The organism is Burkholderia sp. MSMB0856 (genome assembly GCF_001524645.2).
GTDB lineage: Bacteria > Pseudomonadota > Gammaproteobacteria > Burkholderiales > Burkholderiaceae > Burkholderia > Burkholderia diffusa.
This window is the reverse complement of the sequence record NZ_CP013429.1, coordinates 289,839-302,997: the sequence shown is the minus strand read 5'-3', so window position 1 is coordinate 302,997 and position 13,159 is coordinate 289,839. Positions and strand designations below refer to the sequence as shown.

12 protein-coding genes and 1 pseudogene are annotated in these 13,159 nt (G+C 70.0%); 4 read left to right on the top strand and 9 right to left on the bottom strand.

Annotation, left to right across the window (positions count from 1 at the left end):
- The first annotated feature begins 24 nt into the window (after window positions 1-24).
- Both WS87_RS30060 and WS87_RS30055 read left to right on the top strand, forming a co-directional pair.
- On the top strand, window positions 25-246 hold the full coding sequence (locus WS87_RS30060; RefSeq protein WP_059816895.1) for a hypothetical protein: 222 nt from the start codon (window positions 25-27) through the stop codon (window positions 244-246).
- 197 nt (window positions 247-443) lie between these two features.
- On the top strand, window positions 444-998 hold the full coding sequence (locus tag WS87_RS30055; RefSeq protein WP_236873298.1) for a GNAT family N-acetyltransferase: 555 nt from the start codon (window positions 444-446) through the stop codon (window positions 996-998).
- Between the two features lie 24 nt (window positions 999-1,022).
- On the opposite strand, the gene WS87_RS30050 is transcribed toward WS87_RS30055, so the two are convergent.
- The 3 genes from WS87_RS30050 to WS87_RS30040 form a co-directional block, all read right to left on the bottom strand.
- Window positions 1,023-2,714 carry an efflux transporter outer membrane subunit gene (locus tag WS87_RS30050; protein ID WP_059816901.1) on the bottom strand — a complete coding sequence of 564 codons (1,692 nt, stop codon included), beginning with the start codon at window positions 2,712-2,714 and terminating at the stop codon, window positions 1,023-1,025.
- Window positions 2,715-2,716: 2 nt separating this feature from the next.
- Window positions 2,717-4,312: a DHA2 family efflux MFS transporter permease subunit gene (locus WS87_RS30045; protein ID WP_059816903.1), complete on the bottom strand. Its 1,596-nt coding sequence runs from the start codon at window positions 4,310-4,312 to the stop codon at window positions 2,717-2,719.
- A gap of 85 nt (window positions 4,313-4,397) precedes the next feature.
- Window positions 4,398-5,798 carry an HlyD family secretion protein gene (locus WS87_RS30040; RefSeq protein WP_059816905.1) on the bottom strand — a complete coding sequence of 467 codons (1,401 nt, stop codon included), beginning with the start codon at window positions 5,796-5,798 and terminating at the stop codon, window positions 4,398-4,400.
- Window positions 5,799-6,407: 609 nt separating this feature from the next.
- Between WS87_RS30040 and WS87_RS30030 the strand changes: the two genes are divergently transcribed.
- Both WS87_RS30030 and WS87_RS30025 read left to right on the top strand, forming a co-directional pair.
- Entirely contained in the window at window positions 6,408-7,319 is a 912-nt protein-coding gene (locus WS87_RS30030; protein WP_059816907.1) for a manganese catalase family protein, read from the top strand.
- A gap of 133 nt (window positions 7,320-7,452) precedes the next feature.
- Window positions 7,453-7,929 (top strand): NUDIX hydrolase, encoded by a 477-nt coding sequence (locus tag WS87_RS30025; protein ID WP_059816909.1) that lies wholly within the window; start codon window positions 7,453-7,455, stop codon window positions 7,927-7,929.
- Here the strand turns inward: WS87_RS30025 and WS87_RS30020 are convergent.
- The 6 genes and pseudogenes from WS87_RS30020 to WS87_RS29995 form a co-directional block, all read right to left on the bottom strand.
- Window positions 7,904-8,388: pseudogene (locus WS87_RS30020) on the bottom strand (DUF1641 domain-containing protein). The gene WS87_RS30025 and the pseudogene WS87_RS30020 overlap by 26 nt on opposite strands.
- A 122-nt stretch (window positions 8,389-8,510) precedes the next feature.
- Window positions 8,511-8,993 (bottom strand): BON domain-containing protein, encoded by a 483-nt coding sequence (locus WS87_RS30015; protein WP_059816910.1) that lies wholly within the window; start codon window positions 8,991-8,993, stop codon window positions 8,511-8,513.
- 505 nt (window positions 8,994-9,498) lie between these two features.
- Window positions 9,499-9,897, bottom strand: a complete 399-nt coding sequence (copM, locus tag WS87_RS30010) for a CopM family metallochaperone (RefSeq protein ID WP_059816912.1) — start codon at window positions 9,895-9,897, stop codon at window positions 9,499-9,501.
- A gap of 61 nt (window positions 9,898-9,958) precedes the next feature.
- The gene (locus WS87_RS30005) at window positions 9,959-11,629 is read right to left on the bottom strand and encodes a GMC family oxidoreductase (protein ID WP_059816914.1); all 1,671 of its coding nucleotides are present in this window, start codon (window positions 11,627-11,629) and stop codon (window positions 9,959-9,961) included.
- Window positions 11,619-12,278 (bottom strand): gluconate 2-dehydrogenase subunit 3 family protein, encoded by a 660-nt coding sequence (locus WS87_RS30000; RefSeq protein WP_059816916.1) that lies wholly within the window; start codon window positions 12,276-12,278, stop codon window positions 11,619-11,621. Before WS87_RS30000 ends, WS87_RS30005 begins: the two co-directional genes overlap by 11 nt.
- Window positions 12,275-13,126, bottom strand: coding sequence for a hypothetical protein (locus WS87_RS29995; RefSeq protein ID WP_059816919.1), 852 nt, complete (start codon window positions 13,124-13,126; stop codon window positions 12,275-12,277). Before WS87_RS29995 ends, WS87_RS30000 begins: the two co-directional genes overlap by 4 nt.
- Window positions 13,127-13,159: the final 33 nt, after the last annotated feature.

The following is a 13,159-nucleotide window of genomic DNA, read 5'->3' as shown; positions in this document are numbered from 1 at the left end:
GAATCACCACTCTCCGAGGAAGCGATGAACGACAACGTCACGTCCAATACCCCCCACCTGTCGGCCTCCGCGATCTGGGCGCTCGAGCGCCTCGCCGATGTGCGCTACGGCCGCGATGCGCCGGCGCTTGGCTGGTCGGTCGAACAGGAACTCGTCGGCGCGGGCTTCGTCAGCCATGCCGCGAACGGCCGATCCGGTGCGTCGATCACCGCGCACGGGCGCAGTTTCCTGAAAAGCCGCAAGTAGAAACCGCCCGGCACGGGCGCGATGCCGCCACGCGGCCGCCAGCCCGTGCCGCAATCATCGGACGACGGCAAGCCGGACGATGCGATCGCATTCCCCGCCGCACCCGGGGATTTGCGGCCGCGCCGCGGTTTCCGCGGTATCGTACGGGGCCCAAGCGCGACGCACCGCGCCGCCTTCCTTTCCTCATGGAACGCCCGATGACATTCAGCGCCCTGCCGCCCGTCACGTCCCCGCCGGTTCTCGACACCCCCCGCCTGATTCTCGAAGGCCACCCGCTCGGCGACTTCGACGCGCTCGCCGCGATGTGGGCCGAGCCGACCGTCGTCGCGCACATCTTCAACGGCAAGCCGTCGGCGCCGCGCGATTCGTGGATGCGGCTGCTCGCGTATCGCGGGCTGTGGCCGCTGCTCGGCTATGGCTACTGGGCGATTCGCGAGAAGACGTCGGGCCGCTACGTCGGCGATCTCGGTTTCGCCGACTTCCATCGCGCGGTCGAGCCGTCGATTCGCGGCGTGCCGGAAGCCGGCTGGGCGCTCGCGAGCTGGGCGCACGGCAAGGGCTACGCGACCGAGGCGTTGTCGCATGCGCTCGGCTGGCTCGATGCGCAGCACCGGTTCGAGCGCAGCGTGTGCCTGATCGCGCCGACCAACGTCGCGTCGATCCGCGTCGCGCAGAAGGCCGGGTATGCCGATCCTGTGCGGATTCGCTTCAACGACGCCGATTCGCTGCTGTTTTCGCGTGCGTGCCGGTAAGCGCGATGTCGCGCACCGGCCGCTTCATCGCGACCAAGGTGCGTGGGCCGTCTGCGCCGGCGGCGATGTCGCCCCGAGCGTAGCCGCTTCCGGCGCCGGGCCGGCCGTCTGCCATCCGCCACCCAGCGCCTTGTAGAGCGCGACCAGATCGGTCGTCGTCTGCAACGCGCCCTGCACCGCCTGCTGCCGCCCCTCCGACCATTGCCGCTCGGCGTCGAGCACGTCGAGAAACGGCGACAACCCCTTCCGGTAACGATCGCGCGCGAGTTCCAGCGCGCTCCGCTCGGCCTTCTCCGCATCGTCGAGCGCGGACGCGCGCGCCTGGTCGGTGCGATATACGGCCAGCGCATTGTCGACGTCGCGCAATGCGACGAGCACCGCCTGCCGGTACGCAAGCGCCGCTTCGGCCTGCCGAGCCTGCGACAGCCGCAGGTTCGACACCAGTTGCCCACCCGCAAAAATCGGCAGCGACACAGCCGGCCCGAACGCATAGAACAGATGGGACCAGTGCGCGAGTTCGCGAACGTGCGACGCACGCAGGCCGACCTGCCCCGTCAGGGAGATGTCCGGATAGAACTGCGCGACGGCGACGCCGACATCGGCGGTCGCCGCATGCAGGTCGGCTTCCGCGCGACGGATATCGGGCCGCCGGCGCGCGAGCGTCGACGGCAATCCGACCGGCACGGCGGGCGGCACGCCCGGCAATGCGCGCGGCACGTCGAGCCAGTCGTCGAGCGCACCCGGCGGCCCTCCGACCAGATACGCGAGGCCATTGCGCAGCAGCGCGATCTGCTGGTCGAACTGCGGCAACTGCGCGCGGATCTGCGCGAGTCGCGCGTCGGCGCTGCGTACGTCGAGGTCGCTCGCAAGGCCGTGCGCGGCCTGCTCGCGCGTAAGGTCGAGCAGGTCGCGCTGCGCGCGTTGGAGCTCGTCGGCCAGCGCGCGCTGCGCTTCGGCACCGCGCAGTTGCAGATAAGTCTGAGCGACTTCCGCCTCGAGCGACAGCAGCGCGTCGTCGCGGCTCGCGACCGCGGCGCTTGCCTGCGCGTCGGCCGATTCGACCGAGCGGCGCACCCGCCCGAACAGGTCGAGTTCCCACGATGCGTCGAATCCGGCCTGCCACAGGTTGACCGGCGCCTCGAGGGCATCGATCGCGCCCCGTGCGCCCTGCTGCACGCTCGCGCCGGTGCCCGGACCGTCCCGGTCGAGCGGCGAACCCGGCGCGCCGAGGCGGTCGATGCGCTGGTCGATGCCCTGTTCCTCGATGATGCCTTTCAGGCCCAACTGCTCGCGCTGGTAGCTCGCGCTCGCGCGCACGTTGGGCAAGCCCTGCGCGGCGGCCGCGCGCACCTGCGCCCGCGCCTGCGCGATGCGCAGCACGGCGGCCTGCACGCCGAGGTTGTCATGCGCGGCGCGCTCGACGAGCCGGTCGAGCAGCGGATCGCCGAACGCACGCCACCAGCGTGGGTCGGGATCGGCGCCGGTCACCGGCGACGACGGCGCGGATGCGCCGGGCGCCGATGCCGCCGACACGCCTGAAGCGGCCGATGCAGGCGCCTGCTGGTCGTGCCAGTTCGCCGGCACCTCTGCGTGCGGCGGCTTGAAGTCCGGCCCGACGGTGCAGCCCACGAGTGCCGCGCAGGCCGCGAGCACCGCGGCGATACCACGCGCTTGCGGCGAACGTCGGCGGCGACCGCGCGGTCGATGCTTCGTCATCGTCAATGCCCTCCCGCGCCGCGTGCGGCCTTCACCGGCGAGAACAGGAACGTCAGCGGAATGCTGAACGCGCAGAACACCGCGAGGATCGCGAACACGTCGATATACGCGAGGATCGTCGCCTGCGAGATGAACGTTTCGTACAGCCGGCCGGTGGCGGTCTGGAGCGCGGCCGGCGGCGGCGCGCCCGACAGCGCGCCGATCGTGCGGGCATGCTCTTGCAGCGTCTCCTGAAAGTTCTGCGACAGCGGCGACATATGTGTGGCCAGGTGCGCCAAGCGCGCCTGCGTGCGCTCCCGGATCAGCGCGGTCGACACCGAGATGCCGATGGAGCCCGCGACGTTGCGGAACATCGTGAACAGCGCGGACGCGTCGTCGTTGAGCCGCTGCGGCACGGTCAGATACGCGAGCGTCGTGATCGGCACGAACATGAAGCCGATCGCGAGCGACTGCGCGCAGCGGATCATCGTCAGGTGCTTGTAGTCGATGTCCGGCACCAGCATCCGCGAATAGATCAGCGCGCCCGACAGCAGTACGAAACCGAAGCCGACCAGATAGCGCGTCTGCACGTGCGGCATCAGGCGGCTCACGATCGGGATTTCCATCGTGATCAGCAGCGCGCCGGGCGACAGCACGAGGCCCGCGAGTGTCGCCGTGTAGCCGAGATGCTGCTGCGCGAGCTGCGGCACGATCACCGCGCTGCCGTACAGCACGGCCGCGAACGTCGCGATCGTCACGCAGCCGAGTGCGAAATTGCGGTCGCGCAGGCACGACAGGTCGACCACCGGTTTCCTCGCTCGCAGCAGCCACATCGTCGCGCCGACCAACCCGAGTGCGGACAGCGCCGCGAAGATGCGGATGAAGTTCGAGCCGAACCAGTCGTCGTCTTCGCCACGGTCGAGCATGACCTGCAGGCAGCCGAGCCCGATCGCGATCAGCCCGATGCCGATGTAGTCGACGGAAATGCCGCGCTCGGCACCACGACGCCACGGCGGATCCTCGACGAGCTGCATCACCGCGAGCACGGTCAACGCGCCGATCGGCACGTTGAGCAGGAACACCCAACGCCATGAGAAATGATCGGTGATCCAGCCGCCGAGTGTCGGCCCGAGCACCGGCGCGACGACGATCGCGATCGCCGAGATCGAGAACGCGCGGTTGCGCTGTTCGGGAGGAAACGTGTCGAGGATGATCGATTGCTGGTTCGGCTGCAGCCCGCCGCCGAACAGCCCCTGCAGCACGCGGAACACGATCAGTTCGCCGAGATTGGTCGCGACGCCGCACAGGAACGAGCATACGGTGAATGCGGCGATACACAGCACGAAGTAGCGCTTGCGGCCGAGCAGCCGCCCGAAGAACCCCGAAATCGGCAGCACGATGCCGTTCGCGACGAGATACGACGTGAGCGTCCAGGTCGCCTCGTCGTAACTCGCGGACATCGTGCCGGCGATATGCGGCAGCGCGACGTTCACGATCGTCGTGTCGAGCACTTCCATGAATGCGGCGAGCGTGACGACGATCGCGACGACCCACGGGTTCGCGGCCGGCCGCCATGCACCACCGCCGGACGATGCCGGCCGGTCGGGCGGCCGGTTCATCGATGGGCCCCGCGTGACGAGGCAGGCGGACGGATGTCGTGCATCGGATCGCTCCGGTGATGGCGGGCCATCGCGCGGCGGCCGGTCATTTCAGGTGCACGGTCGGTTCGGCCGACAAGCCGAGACCGAGCGGCGGATTGCGCGGCGGCGGACCGTCGAGGACGATCTTCACGGGCACGCGCTGCACGATCTTCACGAAGTTGCCGGTCGCATTCTCGGCCGGGAATGCGGAGAAATGCGCGCCGCTGCCGAGCTGGATGCTGTCGACGTGGCCGTGCAGATCGAGATCGGGATACGCGTCGACCGACACGTCGACGCGATCGCCGATACGCATCCGCTCCAGTTGCGACTCCTTGAAGTTCGCGGTGATCCAGACACGCGGCGTGACGATCGAAAAGATCGACGTACCCGCCTGCAGGTATGAGCCCAGTTGCACGTTCCTGCGCGTGACCCAGCCGTCGGACGATGCTCGCAGTTCGCAGTACGACAGATTCAGGTCGGCCGTGTCGAGTTGCGCACGCGCCTGGAGCACCTGCTGGCGGCGCTCCTCGACGGCCGTTTCGGCTTGCCGGATCTGTTGCGGCACGAGGCTCGCGGTACGCGCCTGCGCCTGGGCCATCGCGACGTTCGCATCGGCGCTCGCACGCTGCGCGTCGGCCGCGTCGATCGCCTGCTGCGACGTCGCACGCGCATCGACCGCGCGTTGCCGTTCCTGCGCGGCGAGCGCCTGACGGTACGCGGCTTCCGCCGATTCGATCTGTGCGCGGGCCTGCCGGTACTGCGCCGGAAACTGGACATGCGCGATGTCGAGCTGCACGCGCGATGCATCGAGCTGGGCCTGTGCCAGTCCGAGCTGCGCGCGCGCCGCGTCGACCTGTGCGCGATAGTCGCGCGGATCGATCTCGAGCAGCACGTCGCCGCGATGCACGTATGTGTTGTCGTCGACCGCGAGCCGCGTCACGTAACCGGAGACGTGGGGCGCTATGGCCACCGCATTGCCGTCGGTGTACGCATCGTCGGTGCTTACCTGGTCGCGCGTCGCGAGCCACCAGACGATCCCCGCGATCACCAGCACGAACAGCACCGCGCCGAGGATGATCAGCGGCTTCCTGCCGGGCCGCTTGCGCGCGCCTTCGCCATTGTCGCCATCGCCATCGCCGCCGGTGCGGCCGCCGCGATCGTCGCGCGGATGACCGTCGCCTCCGCCGCCGCCCGGTGCATCGGTGTCTCGCTCGTCGTGGCGACGTTGCCCGACGCTGCCGCCGTTGGCCGCGTCGGCGTTGCCGTCGCCCGCGCGGTAGACGGTCGGGCGCGCAAACGCGGCCGATGCGCCGGCCATGGCCCATGCCGCGTCCGGTGCCGGACACAGCGTCGAAAAACGTACCGGCCCCGTCCGACTGCCGTATCGTCCCGCCATGAACGTGCGCCGGAACGCGACGCGCAATCGCTCATGGACGGGCATCGGGAACAGGGTCGCATCGGGCATGAAATATCGCTCCGGGCAGCGTCCGCGTGCGGTATTGCACGCGCCGGCCTCAAACGCGCAGGCAAGCAAGCGGCGCGCCCGGCGCTCACGCAGCTTGCCGGATGCAGCCGGCACGAGCGATGCGTGGCAATCGCAATCCGATCACCATGACAGGCAACCCGATGAAACGATCGTCTTCGCTCGACACCGATTCGCAAGGACAGGACCGCGGCGACAGCACGCCTGGCCCGGAAGGCAAGCGACGCGGCACGGACACGCCGCCGCCACGCAGCGCGCGCGATCCCGCAGAAGGCAAGCCACAAGCGCCCGATGAGCGCCGGCCAGCGCCGTTGCCCGACGCGTCAGCACGGCGCACGCCAGCACGCCGCGACACGCGCTAGCCGGGCATCGTCCATGCCGTCCGGCCGCGCAGAAATGACAACGCGTTGAAAAATCGCGGGCGCGCGCGTCGCGCCCGACATGACCCATGTACGGCAGCAATGTCGCCATGCGCCCGCGAGCATCCCCGAAGCGTGCGCAACGTCGGCCTCGCTTCGCCGCACCACCGCGGGCGCGCCTCGTGCTCGGCCTCCGTCGCAGGTGTCGTTCATTTCTCAACACGGAGGTTTCATGTTCATCCACAACGCACGGCTTCAGTACACGGTGCGCGTCGGTGCGCCGAATCCGGGGCTCGCCAACCTGCTGCTGGAACAGTTCGGCGGCCCCCAGGGCGAACTCGCCGCCGCGATGCGCTATTTCACGCAGGCGATCACCGAAGAGGATCCCGGCCGCAAGGACATGCTGCTCGACATCGCGACCGAGGAACTGAGCCATCTCGAAGTCATCGGCTCGATGGCCGCGATGCTGAACCGGGGCGCGAAGGGCGAGCTCGCCGAAGCCGTCGACGAACAGGCCGAGCTCTACCGCAAGCTGCACGGCGCGGGTAACGACAGTCACGTGACGCAGGTGCTGTACGGCTCAGGCGCGCCGCTGACCAATTCGGGCGGCGTGCCGTGGTCGGCCGCGTACATCGACACGATCGGCGAACCGACGGCCGACCTGCGCTCGAACATCGCGGCCGAAGCGCGCGCGAAGATCATCTACGAGCGGCTCATCAACGTGACGGACGATCCGGGCATCCGCGACGCACTGGGTTTCCTGATGACGCGCGAGGTCTCGCACCAGGTGTCGTTCGAGAAGGCGCTGTACGCGATCACCGGCAATTTCCCGCCGGGCAAGCTTCCGCCGAAGCCCCCGTTCGACCGCGTGTACTTCCGGATGCAGGATGGCGAGCCGGTGCCGGGCCCGTGGAATCGCGGCGACTCGCTCGCGGTTCGGCGCGGCGAGCCGGCCGTCGACGGCGGCGACGGCGCCGCGAAGGGTGCAGTGGAGCCGCAGCAGTCGCAGGCGCTCGAAGCGATGGCGCGGCGACTCGCGTCCGACCCGCGCTGCGATCCGGTGACGGGAGCCGAACTCGGCGCAGGCGCGCCGCGCGACAGCGCGGCGGCGGCGCCGGGCAACGTCCCACCGGCCAAACGCTGAGCGGCACCGGCGTATTCGCAGCGTGTGCATCGGGTCGCCCGCGTCGCATCCGCGAAGATACGGCGATGCGGCGCGGGCACGCCCGTTGCTCGATGGGGTCATGGACCGCACCCTTACTCGTCACTCGCTGGACATGACACTTCCCGATCCGGCCGACTTCCCGGTGCGCGCGGTGCCGCTCGCGCCGCTTGCGAAGGAGCGCGCGACGATCGTGTGCCATCGCAATGATCGGGTATTGCTGGTCGCGCGCCGCTCGTCGTCGCGCTGGACGCTGCCGGGCGGCGTGATCCGGCGCGGCGAATCGGCGCTCGACGCCGCGCGTCGCGAATTACAGGAGGAAACGGGACTCGCCGATCTCGAGCTCGCGTATTTCTTCTTCGTGGACGGCAGCGTGAAGCGTCATCACGTCTTCGTCGCGCGCATGCCGCCCGGTCGCCATGCGTACCCCGGCCACGAGATCGCGCTATGCCGCTGGGTCGGCTTCGACGCGGTCGCGCGCTGGCCGGCGAGCACGCCGACGCAGCGCATCGTGCATCAGCTCTCGGCGCTTTGCGGGCAGCCCGGCCTGCCCACGCTCGCCACGGTCACGCGCCGGTCGGCCGCTCGCTGACCGATGGGCTCGCCGGATTGTGCGGCGCGCGCGCGAGCCCTTGGGCGAACACCTTCAACGCTTCGAGCAGCGGCGTCAGCGCATCCCACAGCGCTTCGTCGTGCAGCAGCCGGTACGCGCCGCGCACGCCGGGCGCGACGTGCTCGTGCTCGTCCGGCTTCCACGCGCCGACGTGATGCAGTGCATCGGCGGCCGCGAACACGGCCCTGCCGAACTGCTCCGGCGGGATGCGCGACAGCGCCATCAGCAGCGCGGCGAGATTCTGCACGCCACTTTGCATGCCGGGCTTGTCGAACGCGTCGACGAACGTCTCGGCCATCTGCGCATTCGCGCTGACGACTTCGTTCGCGAAACGCAGGAAGCCATGGCGGTGGAGGCTGCCCAGCAGCTTTCGAGCGCGTGGTGCGCGTCGGGCTCCGATGGCGGAGGCGTCGTGGCGGAAATCGGGCGATCGGACATCAGCTGTTCTCCGGATGAGGCGCGGCGTGGCCGACGTGGAGACAGCCGCGCGCGCGCCGAATTCGTGTCGTGCGTCGTTTACCGCGTTTGCCGGGCCCGTCGGCGCGCGGCCGAGGGCGGCGTCAGTGCATCTGGCCGCCGGGCGGCACCTTGTATTCACTGCGCGCGCCCATCGCGTCCTCGACGGTGTGCACGCCGCGCAGCGCGGCCACACCGTCGACGACCGCATGCCGTTCCGCTTCGTCCACCTGCCCGCTCAGGCGCACATGCCCATGCTCGACGGTCACGTCGACGTCGCGCGGATGCCCGACCAGATGGCCCAGCGCGGCACGCACGCGTTCGGTGACCTGGGCGTCGTTCGCGTCGCCCGCGAGCCAGTCGGCACGCAGTCCCGCGATCGCGCCGCGCGCATGGTCGGCCGCGCGCTTGGCCTGCGCATTCGCGTAGTCGACCACGCCGTGCCGGCTTGCGGCGGCCTTGTCCCGCACGTACGCGCGGCGCCGCCGGCCGGATGCCGGATCGAGGAAGTACATCGCCGCCGCGCCGCACGCAACGGCCACCGCGAGATTCAACAACGGATTGATCGAGCGAGTTCTGGAAGTCATGAGAGCACCATAGTCGATACCCGGAACCGCCGGGCTTCGTCGCCCCCGCAGCATGTGCCGTTCCTCGCGGTGCCGGCGCCGCCGCGGCGCTGCGCACCCGCCCGTGCGACATCCGGAGCGCTTGACCCACGCTGCAACCGTGCGATCGAAATGACAAGTGCTTGAAAATTCCACGTTCGCTGAACGCCGTCGGCAACCGGAACGCCGAGCGTGAAAGCTGGTGGGCATCGTTGACGGGGCGGGAATGACGCGGTACGGGATTCGGCCGCCCGCTGCAAGCGCAGTCAATGCATGAGCGTCGGGCGACACGGCGCCGTTGCGTCGCGCGCGCATCCGGGTCGTGGGCGGGAATGCGATTGACCGTTAGTTGCGATCTAGGGATCGCACGTCCGGGTCTCGCCCGCCCGATTGCGGCGCCCATCGTCGGTCATGCCCGCGCCTTGGCGCGCACGTGTTGCGTCGCCGCTCAACTGCCGATGTCGGTGGCCGTGATGATGGCCCGCACTCACGGCTTCGCGCCATGTTCCTTCTGCCAGCGCTCCATCAACGCGATCTCGTCGCGCTGCGCGGCGACGATGCGCGTCGCGAGTTCCCGCAGCGTGGGGTCCTTGCCGTACTTCAGCTCGACCTGCGCCATGTCGATCGCCCCCTGGTGATGCGGCGCCATATGCGACACGAAATCGCGATCGGCGTCGCCGGTGTAACGCGCGCCCTCCATCGCATCCATCATCTTGCTATCCGCGCGCTTGTACGCCTGTGTCGACGTGTCGGGCACGTGCGCGGTGTCGGGCTGGCGCAGTTGGCCCCAAGCCGGCGATACGGCTGCGGCCGCGGAGACGGCCAGCAGCACGCACGCGGCGCAGTGCCGGGTCGCGCGGGCCGGGCGGCGAATGAAAACGTCCATGTCGTGACTCCTGGATGATTGAACGGCAGGTGCATGGCGGAAAACCGTATGGCGGAAGGCCCTACCGCCACCGTGCCCGCGCATGCGCGTCGCCGCGCGCGACGAGCGCGCGGATGCGATCGGCCGTGCGGCAGGCGATCGCCTGGATCGTCAGCGACGGATTCACGCCGCCGACGGTCGGAAACACCGAACCGTCGCAGACCCACAGGTTCGGGATGTCCCAGCTGCGGCAGTCGGCATCGACGACGCTCGTCGCCGGGTCGTCGCCCATCCGCGCGGTGCCCGCGAGATGACAGGTGTCGTCCTGCTCGTGCCAGATGTCGCGCGCACCGGCGGCTTCCAGCGAACGTCCCATCTGCGCGAATGCGTGACGCATCATCCGGCGGTCGTTGTCGTCGTACGAATAGGTGACACGCGCGACCGGCAGCCCGAACGCGTCGCGCTCGTCGGCGAGCGTCACGCGGTTGTCGGCGCGCGGCAGCGTCTCGCCGACGATCTTCAGTCCGGCCTGGAAGTTGTAGCGCGCCATTTCGCGCTTCAGCGCGTCACCCCACAACCCGCGCCCGGCGAGCTTGCGCGCCCATTCGATCGGCAGCGGCCCCTGGCTCATCCAGCAGTAGCCGCCGAAGAAATCCTTGCCTTCGTCCGCGTAGTTCCAGTGCTCGGTGATCGACAGCGACGGCGGCCCCTTGTACCAGCGCACCTCGTCGTCCATCGTTCCCCACGATGCCTGGTTCAGTTGCGCCATCATGTAGCGGCCCACGAGGCCCGAGCTGTTCGCGAGCCCTTGCGGATGGCGTCCGGTCGCCGACAGCAGCAGCAACCGCGGCGTCTCGATCGCGTAACCCGCGACCACGACGTTGCGCGCGCGCTGGAAATGCGTGCGCCCGTCGCGCCGGTAGTGCACGCCCGTCACGCGGTCGCCTTGCGCCTCGATCCGCAATGCCATCGCGAGATCGCGCACTTCGGCGCCGGCCGCGACCGCGCGCGGAATCCACGTGACGAGCGCGCTCTGCTTCGCGTTCGTCGCGCAACCGGTAATGCAGAAGCCGCGATACACGCACGGATGTGCGCGGCCTCGCGGCGCGGACAGCGTCGCGAGCGGCGTCGGCGTCCAGTCGATGCCGAGTGCCTCCGCGCCGCGCGCGAGCACGAGCGCGGCCGCGTTGAGTTCGTGCGCACGATACGGATAGCGCGGGCGCGGCGGGCCCCACGGGTAGCGCACCGGCCCGCTGATCTTCAGCGCCTGCTCGACCTCGCGGTAATAGCGCCACATCTCGCGCCAGTCGAGCGGCCAGTCGACGCCGTAGCCCAGCGCCGTGCGCGAGCGGAACCACTCGGGCCGAAAGCGCAACGACACCATCGCGAAGTGGACGGTGCTGCCGCCCACCGCGCGGCCGCTGTTGTTGGTGCCGAGCGTCAGCGGATCGGCGCCGTCGCAGATCCGCTCGTCGGTCCAGAACAGCTTGTGCTGGTGCGACTCGTCCGATGCGAATTCCTCGAGCGGCCGCCACCATGCGCCCGCATCGAGCGCGACGACCGAAAAGCCGTGTTCGGCGAGCCGGCACGCGAGCGTGCCGCCGCCGGCCCCAGTGCCGACGATCACGAAATCAATCGGCTCGTCGTCGCGGAACATCCGCATCGGCGACCAGCCGCCGACACGCAGCGGATCGGGTGCGCGACCGTCGCGGCCGCGCGGCTCGCTGGCGGACAGCGGATCGTCAGCGGCCATCCCGATCGCCCTCCCCGTCCACGCGCGCTTCCCACGGGTCGCGCCGGTTGAAATCCATCCGCACGTAGCCGCGCGGGCTCGCCGGCCCGCCGAAGCCGATCTCGTTCCATGCGAACGGGTGGCTGTAGTACGCGCCGCAGAGGTCCATCAGCACGCGCTTCGCGAAAAACGTGCGTGGATCCATCCCGGCCCACGCCGATTCGACCTGCCGGTCGATCATGCCGTGCTGGATCGCACGCAGCAGCGCATCGGCCGCGTTCCCGTCGAGCGACGCGAACGGGCGATCGTGCGCATGGCGCGCCATCGCGTCGAGCGCGGCGAGCCCCGTATGCCACGCGGCACGCAGCGGCGGCAGACGCGCATCGCGATAGCCGTCGCCTTCGTCGGCCGCGAGCCGTGCATCGATCAGCGCGGCGGTCGGCACCGTGCAGGTGCCACCTTGCTGCTGCGGCACGATGCGCGCGCACAGCGCGTCGAGCGTCGCGAACCGCTTGGCATCGAGATGGCGCGGCGCGGTCGCGGCGACGCGCAGCCGTGCGTCGATCGCGCGGCGCGTCGCGTCGTTCCACGATGGCGTGTCGCGCTTGGCCATCACGTCGTATCCGGAATAGCGCGGCAGCGCGACGGCCTTGTCGTTCGCCGGTTTCATCGCGCCTCCCGTTCCGCGAGCGCCGTCGCGGCGAGACCGGCGATCGCGAGCGCGGTGAAGCTCGGCGGCGCCGGCAGCGGCGGCCCCGACAGCAGGTTCTGCGACCAGTTGTGCCAGCCGCCCATCTGGCGTGCGATGCCGCGCGCATGAAACGCGACGCCGACGAAGCCGAGCACGGCCGTCGCGCGCATCGACCAGCGGCAGAAACGCCGGTCGCCGATCGGCGGCGACAGTGCGAGGTGCGCGGCCGTCAGCGCGGCCACGGGCGGCACGACGAGCGGCATGAACATCGCGCGATGCTGGAACGCGCCGCGAAAATGCAGCAACCCGACTTCGCCGAGCGTGCCGACGAGCCCCGCGGCGACCAGGCCGGCCAGTGCACGGCCGGCCGGCAACCCGGCGAGGCGCGGGGCGTCGGCCGGGCGCGCGCGCAGCCGTTCCCCGGCCGCGCCGAGCATGCCCGACAGCAGCAGTGCGAACGGAGCGCCGAGCGGTGCACCGTAGAACAGGTTGTGCCAGCTGAACCCGCCCGGCCGCTTCGTCACGTTGTATGCGTGGAACGCCGCCCCGGCGATGCCCACGGCGGCCGACGCCACGTGCACCGCGTCGCGCAGCCGGTGGCGTTCGGGCGTGTCGTCGGCGTGGCCGTGCACGCTCGCGAGCACCGACAACGTCGACGCCACCAGCGGCGCGATCATCGCGCGGTTGTGGATCGTGCCGCGATAGTGCTCGACGCCGCTGTCGGCGAGCACCGAGCCGGCGAGCAGCAGCGCGCTGCGGTTCAGCAGCCGCGCGGCATCGGCCAGCAACGTGTCGTGTTCGGCCGCGCGGTGTCGGGCGTGTCGCATCGGTCCTCCTTGTTCGTGATGGTTGTCCCGAGC

What these genes read in the sequence shown, in the direction of transcription:
- WS87_RS30025 (WP_059816909.1), top strand. Translation starts at nt 7,453, where the DNA reads ATGACACTTCCCGATCCGGCCGACTTCCCGGTGCGCGCGGTGCCGCTC.
- WS87_RS30045 (WP_059816903.1), bottom strand. Translation starts at nt 4,312, where the DNA reads ATGAACCGGCCGCCCGACCGGCCGGCATCGTCCGGCGGTGGTGCATGG.
- copM (WP_059816912.1), bottom strand. Translation starts at nt 9,897, where the DNA reads ATGGACGTTTTCATTCGCCGCCCGGCCCGCGCGACCCGGCACTGCGCC.
- WS87_RS30050 (WP_059816901.1), bottom strand. Translation starts at nt 2,714, where the DNA reads ATGACGAAGCATCGACCGCGCGGTCGCCGCCGACGTTCGCCGCAAGCG.
- WS87_RS30005 (WP_059816914.1), bottom strand. Translation starts at nt 11,629, where the DNA reads ATGGCCGCTGACGATCCGCTGTCCGCCAGCGAGCCGCGCGGCCGCGAC.
- WS87_RS30015 (WP_059816910.1), bottom strand. Translation starts at nt 8,993, where the DNA reads ATGACTTCCAGAACTCGCTCGATCAATCCGTTGTTGAATCTCGCGGTG.
- WS87_RS30060 (WP_059816895.1), top strand. Translation starts at nt 25, where the DNA reads ATGAACGACAACGTCACGTCCAATACCCCCCACCTGTCGGCCTCCGCG.
- WS87_RS29995 (WP_059816919.1), bottom strand. Translation starts at nt 13,126, where the DNA reads ATGCGACACGCCCGACACCGCGCGGCCGAACACGACACGTTGCTGGCC.
- WS87_RS30030 (WP_059816907.1), top strand. Translation starts at nt 6,408, where the DNA reads ATGTTCATCCACAACGCACGGCTTCAGTACACGGTGCGCGTCGGTGCG.
- WS87_RS30040 (WP_059816905.1), bottom strand. Translation starts at nt 5,798, where the DNA reads ATGCCCGATGCGACCCTGTTCCCGATGCCCGTCCATGAGCGATTGCGC.
- WS87_RS30000 (WP_059816916.1), bottom strand. Translation starts at nt 12,278, where the DNA reads ATGAAACCGGCGAACGACAAGGCCGTCGCGCTGCCGCGCTATTCCGGA.
- WS87_RS30055 (WP_236873298.1), top strand. Translation starts at nt 444, where the DNA reads ATGACATTCAGCGCCCTGCCGCCCGTCACGTCCCCGCCGGTTCTCGAC.